Source organism: Mesorhizobium sp. J8 (assembly GCF_016591715.1).
Lineage (GTDB): Bacteria > Pseudomonadota > Alphaproteobacteria > Rhizobiales > Rhizobiaceae > Mesorhizobium.
Window position 1 is genome coordinate 4,576,683 of the sequence record NZ_AP024109.1, and the last position, 11,925, is coordinate 4,588,607.

Sequence of the window (11,925 nt, forward strand, 5' to 3'; positions counted from 1 at the left end):
ACCGGATGCGCAGGAACGATGGCGAGCATCTTCCCAATGCTCGTGTCCCGGCCGGGCTGATAAGCATTTGCCGATCCGTTCGCCCCAATACTGGCGCGCCCGAATCCTTGATCGTCAAGCCATTTGCCCCGTTCCGCCGTATGCGCGCTCGATGGGCAAATTATTCCTCCGACGCTAGCTAATATCGGCTTTCGCCAACGGTCAATTCCTATTTGTCCTACAAAACAGATTTTTTGTCGAGTCTCGAAATTAATCGTCAGACAATTGATTGACGGCTTTGCCGGCTTTTGCCTAAATGCATCTACCGCGCCGTTCGTGAGGAGATGGACGGGCGGAACGTAGGTGGCGCCGGCGAGTCCGGCGGAAGGCTGCGTCAACAAACGGGGAGGCTTAAGGCTGGTGTCGGTTCTCGAACTCGCCAACATCTCGAAGCATTTCGGCGCCATCCAGGCGGTCAACGACGTCTCGTTCTCGCTGGAGGCCGGCGAGGTCGTCGGCCTGATGGGCGACAACGGCGCCGGCAAGTCGACGCTGGTGAAGATGATTGCCGGCAATTTCCGGCCGAGCCAGGGCACCATCCATCTGGAGGGCAAGGAGCTTGTCATGCACAAGCCCGCGGACGCCCGTCAGCACGGCATCGAGATCGTCCACCAGGACCTTGCGCTATGCAACAATCTGACGGCCGCGGCAAACGTCTATCTCGGCCGCGAGTTGCGCCGCGGCATCGGCCCGTTCCGCATCCTCGACTATGCGGCGATGTACAAGCGCGCCGGCCAGCTCTTCGCCGAGCTGAAATCCGAGACGCGGCCGCGCGACCTGGTCAAGCAGATGTCGGGCGGTCAGCGTCAGGCGGTGGCGATTGCCCGCACCATGCTGTCGCAGGCCAAGATCGTCCTGATGGATGAGCCGACGGCGGCGATCTCGGTCAGGCAGGTGGCCGAAGTGCTCAACCTCATCCGCCATCTGCGCGACCAGGGCATCGCCGTTGTGCTGATCAGCCACCGCATGCCCGACGTGTTCGATGTCGCCGACCGCGTCATCGTCATGCGGCGCGGCCGCAAGGTTGCCGACAAGAAGATCGCTTCGAGCTCACCCGAGGAAGTCACCGGGCTGATCACCGGCGCCATCGAACAGGTGGCATGACTCACGGATTTGAACGGGTGGCGTGACGCAGGGTGTTCCGCGTCCCACCTCAGGAAAGGTCGATAATGGCAGTCACCCTTGACCAGACGATCGCGCAGAAGCAGCACACCTTCCTGTCGCGGCTCTTCTCCAACCAGACCTTCTGGGTGGTGATCGCAGTCATTCTCGCCTGCCTGTTCCTGTCCGTCGCCACCGATTCCTTCGCGACGTCGAAGAATCTCTTCAACATCACGCGCAACGTCACTTTCGTCGCCATCGTCGCGCTCGGCATGACCTTCGTCATCATCACCGGCGGTATCGACCTGTCGGTCGGCTCCGTGCTGTGCCTGTGCTCCATGGTGCTCGCCGTCACCATGCATGCCGGCTATTCGATCGAGATCGGCATCCTGGCCACGATCGTCACAGCCCTCGCCATCGGCGCCTTCAACGGCGTGCTCATCGCCTATCTCGGCTTCCCGCCCTTCGTGGTGACGCTCGGCATGCTCTCGGTGGCGCGCAGCCTTGCCATGGTCGCTTCGAACAACACCGTGGTCTTCCAATTCGGGCCGGACCACCAGAAGCTTCTGGCGCTGGGCGGCGGCGCCTGGGTCTTCGGCATCGCCAATCCGGTTCTCTACATGATCATCCTGGCGCTGATCACCGGCTTCATCCTGCGCTGGACCAAGTTCGGCCGGCACATTTTCGCTATCGGCGGCAATGAGCACGCTGCGACGCTGACAGGCGTTCCCGTCAAGCAGATCAAGGTCGCAGTCTACATGATCTCCGCGCTATCGGCCGGGCTCGCCGGCATCATCCAGACCGGCTGGCTTGGTGCTGTCACCACCAATCTCGGCACCGGCATGGAACTGCAGGTCATCGCCGCCACTGTCATCGGCGGCGCCAATCTCGCCGGCGGCGTCGGCACCGCGCTCGGCGCCGTCGTCGGCGCCGCTCTCATCGAGGTGATCCGCAACAGCTTGGGCCTGCTTGGCATCAACGCCTTCTGGCAAGGCACCTTCATCGGCGGCGCGATCATTCTGGCGGTGCTGTTCGACCGCATCCGCAACTTCCGGCGCAGCGACTAGCCCCTATCGCCCAGTCTGAAAATCGGCCCGGACGGGCGATGCGAGACGGCCATCATTCCTGCCTGCCTTGACGCGACCGCACCCCGGCCGCACTATTCTAACGCAGGCGAAGGGAGGCCAGTCGCCTGCGGGAGGAACGATACCTATGACGGACGCGATCAGGCTCTATTGGGGCCGGTTCGGGCATGTTTCCGTGCTGAATGTCGCCAACGACTTCGTCACCCATGCCCATGGCGAGGCGCATCTCATCATCTGGCTGGAAGGCACCGCAGGCGAAATGACCATCGGCCGCGAAACGGTGCGGCTTGGGCCCGGCACCGCGGCCGGCATCAATTCGTTCCAGCCACACAGCCATGCGCTCTCCCGGGACGGCAAGCCTGGCCTTTTCCTGGCCTTCTACATCGACCCGGATTGGGCGCGCCAGCGCCGCGACCTCCCCTCGTCGGCGCCGCTGTTCACGCAAGCCGCGATCACATTGGAGCCCTGGCTGCACCAGGCGGCGGCGAACCTGCTCGACCACCTCACCGACAATGAGAGCATCGACGACGTCGCCAATTACGAGATCGAACGTTTCATCGACTCAGTGCTCGATGCGGCGGATGCTTCGGCGCCGCAGACAGCCCGCGCCCGCATCAACACGATGCTCGACTTCCGCGTCCGCAAGGCGATCCAGTTGATGAAGGCCAATGTCTGCGAGCGCATCTCCTTCGACGACGTGGCCCGTTCGGTCGGGCTCTCCCGACCGCATTTCTTCGCACTGTTCAAGGAACAGACCAACCTGACGCCGAACGTCTACTGGAACACGCTGCGCATGGAGGAAGCCGTGCGGCAACTGCAGTGGTCGCAGGAACCGCTGATCTCGGTCGCCTGCAATCTCGGCTTCACCACCCAGGGCAATTTCTCGCGCTTCTTCCGCGACCATGTCGGCGTGCCGCCGACGCTCTACCGCGAAGCCGCTCGTGCGACAGCGTAAGGCGCGTTGAGATTGAGGTCAGGCCGAGCCGGAGTCGAAGACGGGCGCGAAGCCGCCATTTGCAGGCCGGCATCACCTCAATATCGACGCGCCGGTTTTTCCGACTGGTTGATATGCGCTCAAGACGCATTGATAAGCGCCGCCCCGTCGGCCGCCCTAGCCTGTTCCCGATCTTTGCAAGGGAACCAGTCATGGCGAAAGTCACCATTTCCAGCGTCATCGACGCGCCGGTCGAGCAGGTCTGGGCGCGCATCCGCGACTTCAACGGCTTGCCCAGTTGGCATCCGCGCATGGTGGAAAGCCATATCGAAGACGGCAAGGACGCCACCACGATCGGCTGCGTGCGCAATTTCAAACTCGTCAGCGGCGCGACGCTGCGTGAAAAACTGCTCGACTTCTCCGACGAGAATTTCCTGGTCAGCTACTCGATCCTCGAGACGCCGCAGCCGCTCACCAATCACAAGGCGACGCTGCAATTGCGCCGCGTCACCGACGGCAACCGCACCTATGCGGAATGGACGGCGAGCTTCGACGCCGCGCCCGAGGAAGCCGACAAGCTGGCCGAGGGCATGGGCGCGAACGTCTTCCAGGGCGGCTTCAACGCCCTGAAGGCCCATTTCGCCGGCCAGAGCTGACGGGAGCGCGCCATGTCGCTTGCGCTGCAGACTTTTTCGAGCGTGAAAGACGCCAACGCCGCCCTGCAGGCAGCGGGCGCACGCTACATTGGCGGCGGCACGCTTGTCGTCCGCGCGGCCAACGAAGGCGACGTTTCCGTCTCCAGCCTTGTCCGCGTCACCGATCCTGGCCTGTCGCGGATCGCGGTTTCCGGTGGCAAGGTCCGGCTCGGCGCTTCGGTCACGATGGCCGCGATCGCCCGCCATCCCGAACTCGCCACGCTGGCGCCGGCCGCGCGCGCCGTCGGCGGGCCGGCGATCCGCAACATGGCGACCGTCGGCGGCAATCTGTTCGCCCCTACCCCTTACGGCGATTTCGCTGTGGCCCTGCTGGCGCTGGATGCGACCGTCGTCACCGAAGACGGCGAGATTCCGATCGAGACTTTTCTGGCCGGCCGCGACACCAGCCGCGCCGTCGTCACCGCTGCCGGCTTCTCAATGCCCAAGGCCGAGAGCTTCCGCTTTCTGAAAGTGTCGCGTGTCAAGCCGAAGGGGGTGTCGGTGCTGAGCATCGCAGCACTTCTGCAGCGCACGGCGGACGGCACCGTGACTGCGGCGCGGATCGCGCTGGGCTGCATGGCCGACCGGCCGATACGCGCCAAGAGCGCGGAGAAGGCGCTGCTCGGCTGCAAGCTCACGCCTCAGGAAATCGCGCCGGCGCTTGCCGCCGCGAGCCAAGGCATTGCGCCGATCACCGACCCGATCGCCAGCGCCTGGTATCGCGCCGAGGTCCTGCCGGTCCATCTCGGCCGGCTGCTGCTCGATTGATATCCATTGGGGACGCGTCAGCCCGGCCGGTCCGGGCGGGTGCGCGAGGAGGAAGAATGGCGAAGGTCCCGGTTCAATTCACGCTCAACGGCTCCGAAAAGGCCGAGTTCATCGAGAGCGGCACGACGCTGCTCCACGCGCTCAGGGACAAGATCGGTGACACGTCGCCCAAGGGCGGCTGCCACCAGGGCACCTGCGGCGCCTGCTCGGTCATCATCGACGGCGAATTGCGGCTCTCCTGCCTGACGCTGGCCGAGACCTGCAGCGGCGCCGACATCAAGACGACCGCCGGTCTCGCCGAAGGTGGCGTGCTGCATCCGCTGCAGCGCGCCTTCCTCGATGCTTTCGCCACGCAATGCGGCTTCTGCACGCCGGGCATGATCATGGCGGCGAAGGTGCTGCTCGACCGCACGCCCAACCCCAGTCGCGAGGACGTGGTCGAGGCGCTGTCCGGCAACATCTGCCGCTGCACCGGCTACGAGCCGATCATCCAGGCGGTGCTGACGGCCGCGCGCGCCAACTCGCAGAACGCCGCCTGAGGGGACGAGCCATGGAACTGCGCAAGGATTATTTCGCCGATGTCCGCAAGGACGGCCTGCACGAGATCGGCCAGCCACGGCCGCGGCTCGATTCGCCCGGACACGTCACCGGCAAGACCGCTTATTTCGCCGACCGCAATTTTCCGGGCATGCTGCATCTGAAGATGGTGCGCAGCCCGCACCACCATGCCCGCATCCGCTCGATCGATACGTCCGAGGCGGAGAAACATCCGGGCGTCGTGCGCGTGCTGACCGCCAAGGACGTGCCGCACAACGTCTACACCATTCTGATCCTGATCCAGATCGGGCCCGAGGACGAAACCGTGCTCGCGGACGGCAAGGTGCGCTGGAGGGGCGAGGCCGTGGTGGCGGTGCTGGCCGAGACCGAGCGTGCGGCGCAAGAAGCCGCCGCCAAAGTCAAGGTCGACTACGAGGTGCTGCCGGCGGTCTTCGACATGGAAGAGGCGCTGAAGCCCGGCGCACCTTTGGTCAACGAATATCACGGCCAGAATTATTATCTCTACGACAGCGGCGAATGCCGAAAGGTGCGCTTCGGCGATGTCGAAGCGGGTTTTGCCCAAGCCGACCACATCCTCGAGCAGTCCTACCGGTCCTCGCCGATCGAGCACGCGCCGACCGAGACGACGGGCTGCGTGGTGGCGCCCGAAGGCAATGATCGCTTCACCTGCTACACCAACACGCAGGCGATGTTCTTCACGCTCGACAACACCTCGATCATCCTACAGATGCCGGGCTCTAAGCTGCATTTCGTGGGCGGCACGGTCGGCGGCGGTTTTGGCGGCAAGGTCGACGTGATCGTCGAGCCGATCGCTATTCTTGGAGCCAAGCTAACCGGACGCCCGGTCTGTTTTATCTACAGCCGCGAGGAGGAGATGCAGATCTCCTCGCCGCGCGCGGCCGAGAAGGTCGTCATCAAGGACGGCGTCATGAAGGATGGCCGCATCGTCGCACGCAAGGTGACCGGCTACACCGATGCCGGCGCCTATTCGCGCCATTCGCCCTATGGCGCACAGAAGGGTGCGGCACACTATCCCGGCCCCTACACGATCCCGAATGTCTGGATCGACACTTATTGCGTCTACACCAACCGCACCCCTTCGTCGGCCATGCGCGGCTTCGGCGTCACCATCGGCGACTTCGCGCTCGAGGTGCAGATGGACAAGCTGGCGCGGCTGATCGGCATGGACCCGCTCGAGTTCCGCTTCATCAACGCCTACCGTGACGGCGACATGAAGGCGCATCGCCAGCCGACGGAGGGTGCGGCGCTGATCGAATGCATGCAGGAAGCCTCGCGCGCCGCCAACTGGCCGGTGGCGGAGAAATACATGGCTATGTCCTCCTACAAGAAGGGAGCCTGACATGGCGATCCGGCGTGGACGCGGCGTCGCCGCGATCAACTATCCGACCGGCATGAACCTTGGCGGCGACCCGACCCAGGCGCTGGTCCATTCGACGCCGACCGGCAATTTCATGGTCACGCTCTCCAGCGTCGACCTCGGCCAGGGCATGAAGCAGATCATGGCGCAGATCTGCGCCGAGACGATCGGCGTGCCGACCGACCGCGTCGTCATCGACACCGCCGACACCGACACCGGCCCGCACTGCATGGGCACCTTTGCCTCGCGCGGCACGCACCGCGCCGGCAACGCCGTCATCCAGGCGGCCAAGGAGGCCCGTCAGGTGATGCTGGAAGTGGCGGCCGAAGAGCTGGAGGTGAACGCCTCCGATCTCGAGACCGACGGGCAGGGCAACATCCAGGTGAAGGGCGCGCCGCAGAAATCGATCTCGATCTTCGATGTCGCGCTGTCGGCGCATTTCAAGCGCGGCCGCTCGATCTCCGGCCGCGGCATGTTTCTGATCCCGCGCTCCTATCCGGAGAAGGAGACCGGCGCGATGAAGCCCTCCACCTGCTATGCCCATGCCTGTACGGTGGCCGACGTCGAGGTCGACGACGAGACCGGCGAAGTGACGGTGCTTACCGTCAAGAACGTCTTCGAGATCGGCCGCGCGCTGAACCCGAAGATGGTCGAGCAGCAACTGGTCGGCGGCTCCTGGATGGGCATCAGCCACGCGCTCTACGAGACGACCGAGCCCTATTACCCGAACCGCGACCACGGCGGCACCGACTTCAACCAGTATCTGATGCCGGGTCCAGGCGATCTCGCCGAGACCGAGATCATCGTGCTCGAACGTCCTTCCGCCGATGGACCGTTCGGCGCCAAGGGTCCGGGCGAGATGTGCGCCAACCCACAGATCCCCGCCATCGCCAACGCCGTCTTCGACGCCGTCGGCGTGCGTATCGACACGCTGCCGATCACGCCCGAGCGCATCCTGCGCGCGCTGAAGGCGCAGGCCGCAGGTTGAGGGGAAGATGGCAAACGCCGACGCCGTTGCGGTCACTGCTTCGCCAGAGGCGATAGCCGCGCGTCTTGCCGCCTCGCGCTATCTGGCTGACGACAGCCTTGCCACCGCGATCTTCCTGGCGATTCGGCTCGGCAAGCCGTTGCTGCTCGAAGGCGCGCCGGGCGTCGGCAAGACCGAGGCCGCCAAGGCGGTCGCCGAACTGCTCGGCCGTGAGCTGGTGCGCCTGCAATGCTACGAAGGCATCGATGCCGGGCATGCGCTCTACGAATGGAACTACCAGCGCCAGTTGCTCGCCATCCGCCATGCCGGCGAGCACGAGATCGACATCTATGACGACCGTTTTCTCATAGCGCGGCCGCTGCTGCAGGTGCTGCGGGCGCCGGCGCAACGCGTGCTTCTGGTCGACGAGATCGACCGCTCGGACCACGAGTTCGAAGCGCTGCTGCTCGAATTTCTTTCCGACTTCCAGATCAGCATCCCGGAACGCGGCACGATCCGCGCCGCCACGCAGCCCATCGTCATCCTGACATCGAACCGCACGCGCGAGCTGGCCGAGGCGCTGCGCCGCCGCTGCGTCTACCACTGGATCGGCTATCCCGATGCAGAGCGCGAGGCCGAGATCATCACGCTGCGCGCCAGCGATGTCGCCGAGGCGACCGCGCGCGCGGTGGCGAACGCCGTGCAGGAAATCCGCGCGCGGCCTCTCGCCAAGCCGCCGGGCATCGCCGAAGCGGTCGAATGGGCGAATGCCGCGACGATTCTCGAAAAAGGCGGCAGCCCATGGCCGGAGGCCTTCCGCCGCGCCATCGGCGTGCTGATCAAGGATGAGGAGGATTTGTCGGCGATCGCACCGGAACTGGGGAGGATTGTCGAGGAGGCTCTGGGGTGATGGGCGACCCAAACAGTCCCTTCTCCCCGTTTACGGGGAGAAGGTGCCCCGAAGGGGCGGATGACGGGCAGCGCCACACTGGGCAGGTGGCGCCGCCCCTCACCTGCCTGCCGGCATCCTCTCCCCGTAAACGGGAAGAGGAGAGCTTGCCCCGTTCCGCGCAGCCGTTCCTCGGCTTCGCCCGCCTGCTGCGCCGCCACGCCTTCGCCATCGCGCCGGAACAGGTGATCGGCTTCATGCAATCCGTCACCCTGCTCGGCCCGCGCTCGATGAACGACATCCGCGAGGCAGCCCTTGCGACGCTCGCGCCCCCACCCGATCGCCGCGGCGAATTCGAGGCGCATTTCCGCGCCTATTTCTACGGCGACGCCAAGCCCTCAATCAAAGGCGAAGAGGACGACGAAACCCGCGTCAAGGACGACCGCGGCACGCGCGAGGAAGAGAACCAGGTCGCTCGCCGGGAGAAAGGCGGCGAGCTGTCCTCGGCGCTCGAGCAGTTGAGCAGCCGCGATTTCCAACGCGACGCCGATAGCCTCGGCCAGTTCCGCCGCAAGCTCGCCACCGCCCTGCCCGGCCGTCGTTCCTTCCGCACTGCGCGCACCCGCTCGCGCGGCACCCTCGACCTCCGCCGCTCACTCAGCGAAATCGTCAGCGCCGACGGCGACATCCCCTCGCCGCTGCTGCGCCGGCGGCAGCCAGTGCCGCGAAAGCTGCTTCTGCTTATCGATGTCTCCGGCTCGATGAAGCTGCACACCGCCGACTATCTCAAGCTGGCGCATGCGGCGGTGCAAGGTGCCGATCGCGCCGAAGTCTTCACGTTCGGCACACGCCTCACCCGCATCACCTCGGCGCTGCGCGTCCGCGACCGCGAGCATGCGCTCGTCCGCGCCGCCGCGCTTGTGGACGATTGGGACGGCGGCACCCGAATGGGGCCGACTTTGCTCGCTTTCCTTGCGGTGCCGCGCTTTTCCGCCTTCGCGCGCGGCGCCTGCGTCGTCATCCTGTCGGACGCGCTGGAGCGCGGCGATCATACCGAGCTTGAAACCGCGATGCGCCGCTTCAGCGCCCGCACCTTCCGGCTGTCGCTGGCGAGCCCGCTCGCCGGCGATCCGCGCTTTCGGCCCGCAACGTCGGCGCTTCGCGCCATCCTGCCGGCGCTCGACGACCTGGTCGACGGCTCGTCGATCGGAAGCCTCACCGATTTCATCCTGTCGCTCGCCAGCCCGGCCCCTGCGGCCGAGACCATCTGGAAAAGGGTATCGTGATGCAGAAAGCCATCGACGCGCATTTCCACATCTGGCGCCAGAAGGATCAGCCCTGGCTGGTCGGACCGATGGTGCCGCGCATCTTCGGCCCCTACGAGCCGATCCGCCGCGATTATCCGATCGCGGAATTCCTCGAGGACCAGCAAGGCTCGGGCGTCGAGAAGGCCGTCTATGTCCAGACCAACTGGGCCAAGGAGGATTTCGAGAAGGAGGTCGCCTTCCTGCAGAAGACAGCCGACGAGACCGGCTGGCCGCATGCCATCGTCGGCTATGCCGACATGACGGCCGACGACGTCCGCCCGCAGATCGACCGGCTGATGAAATATCCCTTACTGCGCGGCGTGCGCATGCAACTCCACTGGCACGAGACTCCCGCTTTTCGCTTCGCCGCCTCGGCCGACCAGGTGATCGATCCGAAAGTGCGGAAGAACGTGGCGCGGCTTAAGGATTACGGCCTCACCTTCGACCTGCAGCTTTTCCCGGCGCAGATGAAGGACGGCCTGACTCTCGTCGGCGAAAACCCTGAGACCGACTTCATCCTCACCCATGCCGGCATGCTGACCGGCATGGAGCCTGAAACCACCGAAGCGTGGAAGGCGGGTCTCCGCACGCTTTCGGCGGCGCCCAATGTCTACGCCAAGCTGTCGGGACTCGGCACGTTCGTCCACCGCAACGACCCGGAGCTCATCGCCTACATCGTCGACAACGCGGTCGGCATTCTTGGCAGCGACCGGCTGATGTTCGGCTCGAACTTTCCGATCGAAAAACTTTGGACCAGCCATGCCGAGCTGATCAAGGCGCATCGCAGTGCAGTTGCGAAGCATGGCACTAAGGCCGAGGCGGACATCTTCTGGAACACGGCGCAGAAGGTTTACCGGCCGGTGTGAATGCTCCGAAAGCCGCCGCGCCGGCGGGCGCGACGGCTTCGGTGGCAAGTAGTTACTGCGTCGGCAACATGCCTTCGACGTCGCTTGCGGCGTCGGCAAGCGCTTCCTTCGGCGTCGCCGACTGGTCGACGATGCGCGAGAGATTGTCCACGATGGTCTGCGTCACCTTGACCCCGTTGGTGCCGGGGAAAGCATACCACGGAACCATCAGCGGCATCTGGCTGAGGCCGGCCTGGAACAGCGGGTTCTTCTTGTAGAAATCGCCGAGATAGTCGGGAGACTTCGCGGCGAGCTCGTTGTTGGGCACATAGCCGGTGCCGGGCACCACGACCGACGCGCCGTAGGGGCCAGCGGCGAACTTCGCGAACTTCCAGGCGGCTTCCTGTTTCGCCGCGTCCTTGGTCAGGATGACGACCGCATTGCCGCCGGTCGGCAGACGGCCGTTGACCGGATCGATCAGCGGGATCTTGGCCGTGCGCAGCGTGAACTTGTCGCCGACATTCTTGATCGTGTTGACCAGCGCGCCGGTGGTCTGGAATTCGAAGCCGACCTTGCCGGCCGCGAAGGCCTGCTCGCCCGCCGGCTTGGTGAAGACCGGCATGCCGCCTTCCTTCACCATCCGCTCGATGAGCTCTACGGCCTTCTCGCCTTCCGGACCGTTGAAGGCAACCTTGCTCTCATCGCCGTTCAGCATCTTGCCGCCGGCGCCGAACAAGAGCGCCGAGAACATCCAGTCGTCGCCCTGCCAACGGAAATCAATGCCGTCGACGCCGTTGCCGAGCGCCTTGATCTTGCCGCCGAGCGCGATGACCTCGTCCCAGGTCTTGGGCGGATTGTCCGGATCGCCGCCTGCGGCCTTCACCAGGTCGGCATTGTAGTACATGATCGGGTTGGAGGTGGCGAAGGCCAGGCCGATCTGCTTGCCGTTCACCTGCGCGAGCTTCAGGATCGTGTCGGAGAAGCCCTGCTCGGCCATGTTGCCGTCCTTCTTCACGAGCGGCCCGAGATCGACGGCGACATCGCGCTCGTTGAGCATGCGCAGGCGGTTGAGGCCGATGAAGGTGATGTCGGGCATCTCGTCGGTGCCAGCCTGGCGAAGGATGGTCTGGATGCCTTCCTCATAAGTCGCGGACGGGCTGGCGAACTGGATCCTGATATCGGGGTTTTCTTCCATGAACTTCTTCGAGATCGTGTCCATCACATTCTTGAAGAAGCCGGGCATCGGGTAGTGGACCGTCAGCGTCGTTTCGGCATTTGCCGGAAGAGCGAAGGTCAGCGAGACCGCCGCGGCGGCGAAGATCCTGGAGATAGGCTTCATTACGTCGTGCTCCTTGTTTA

At 64.9% G+C, this 11,925-nt stretch carries 12 protein-coding genes; 11 read left to right on the plus strand and 1 reads right to left on the minus strand.

Annotated elements, in window-relative coordinates; genetic code table 11:
• The first annotated feature begins 399 nt into the window (after positions 1-399).
• The 11 genes from MJ8_RS21920 to MJ8_RS21970 all read left to right on the plus strand — a co-directional run bounded on the left by MJ8_RS21920 (position 400) and on the right by MJ8_RS21970 (position 10,587).
• Positions 400-1,143 carry an ATP-binding cassette domain-containing protein gene (locus MJ8_RS21920; protein WP_201410818.1) on the plus strand — a complete coding sequence of 248 codons (744 nt, stop codon included), beginning with the start codon at positions 400-402 and terminating at the stop codon, positions 1,141-1,143.
• Between the two features lie 65 nt (positions 1,144-1,208).
• A complete protein-coding gene (locus MJ8_RS21925; RefSeq protein ID WP_201410819.1) occupies positions 1,209-2,207 on the plus strand; it encodes an ABC transporter permease in 999 nt (332 codons plus the stop codon).
• A 145-nt stretch (positions 2,208-2,352) separates the two neighbouring features.
• The gene (locus MJ8_RS21930) at positions 2,353-3,180 is read left to right on the plus strand and encodes an AraC family transcriptional regulator (RefSeq protein WP_201410820.1); all 828 of its coding nucleotides are present in this window, start codon (positions 2,353-2,355) and stop codon (positions 3,178-3,180) included.
• 191 nt (positions 3,181-3,371) lie between these two features.
• Positions 3,372-3,815 (plus strand): SRPBCC family protein, encoded by a 444-nt coding sequence (locus tag MJ8_RS21935; protein WP_040984106.1) that lies wholly within the window; start codon positions 3,372-3,374, stop codon positions 3,813-3,815.
• Between the two features lie 12 nt (positions 3,816-3,827).
• Positions 3,828-4,622, plus strand: a complete 795-nt coding sequence (locus tag MJ8_RS21940) for an FAD binding domain-containing protein (protein ID WP_201410821.1) — start codon at positions 3,828-3,830, stop codon at positions 4,620-4,622.
• Between the two features lie 56 nt (positions 4,623-4,678).
• A complete protein-coding gene (locus MJ8_RS21945; RefSeq protein ID WP_201410822.1) occupies positions 4,679-5,161 on the plus strand; it encodes a (2Fe-2S)-binding protein in 483 nt (160 codons plus the stop codon).
• A gap of 11 nt (positions 5,162-5,172) precedes the next feature.
• Positions 5,173-6,540: a xanthine dehydrogenase family protein molybdopterin-binding subunit gene (locus MJ8_RS32570; protein WP_201410823.1), complete on the plus strand. Its 1,368-nt coding sequence runs from the start codon at positions 5,173-5,175 to the stop codon at positions 6,538-6,540.
• Between the two features lies 1 nt (position 6,541).
• A complete protein-coding gene (locus MJ8_RS32575) occupies positions 6,542-7,546 on the plus strand; it encodes a xanthine dehydrogenase family protein molybdopterin-binding subunit (RefSeq protein WP_201410824.1) in 1,005 nt (334 codons plus the stop codon).
• A gap of 7 nt (positions 7,547-7,553) precedes the next feature.
• On the plus strand, positions 7,554-8,435 hold the full coding sequence (locus MJ8_RS21960) for an AAA family ATPase (RefSeq protein ID WP_201410825.1): 882 nt from the start codon (positions 7,554-7,556) through the stop codon (positions 8,433-8,435).
• A 146-nt stretch (positions 8,436-8,581) separates the two neighbouring features.
• A complete protein-coding gene (locus MJ8_RS21965) occupies positions 8,582-9,700 on the plus strand; it encodes a vWA domain-containing protein (RefSeq protein ID WP_225247987.1) in 1,119 nt (372 codons plus the stop codon).
• The gene (locus MJ8_RS21970; protein ID WP_201415526.1) at positions 9,700-10,587 is read left to right on the plus strand and encodes an amidohydrolase family protein; all 888 of its coding nucleotides are present in this window, start codon (positions 9,700-9,702) and stop codon (positions 10,585-10,587) included. The genes MJ8_RS21965 and MJ8_RS21970 overlap by 1 nt, the downstream gene beginning before the upstream one ends.
• Before the next feature lie 52 nt (positions 10,588-10,639).
• Here the strand turns inward: MJ8_RS21970 and MJ8_RS21975 are convergent, their stop codons facing one another.
• Positions 10,640-11,905: an ABC transporter substrate-binding protein gene (locus MJ8_RS21975; protein WP_201410827.1), complete on the minus strand. Its 1,266-nt coding sequence runs from the start codon at positions 11,903-11,905 to the stop codon at positions 10,640-10,642.
• Positions 11,906-11,925: the final 20 nt, after the last annotated feature.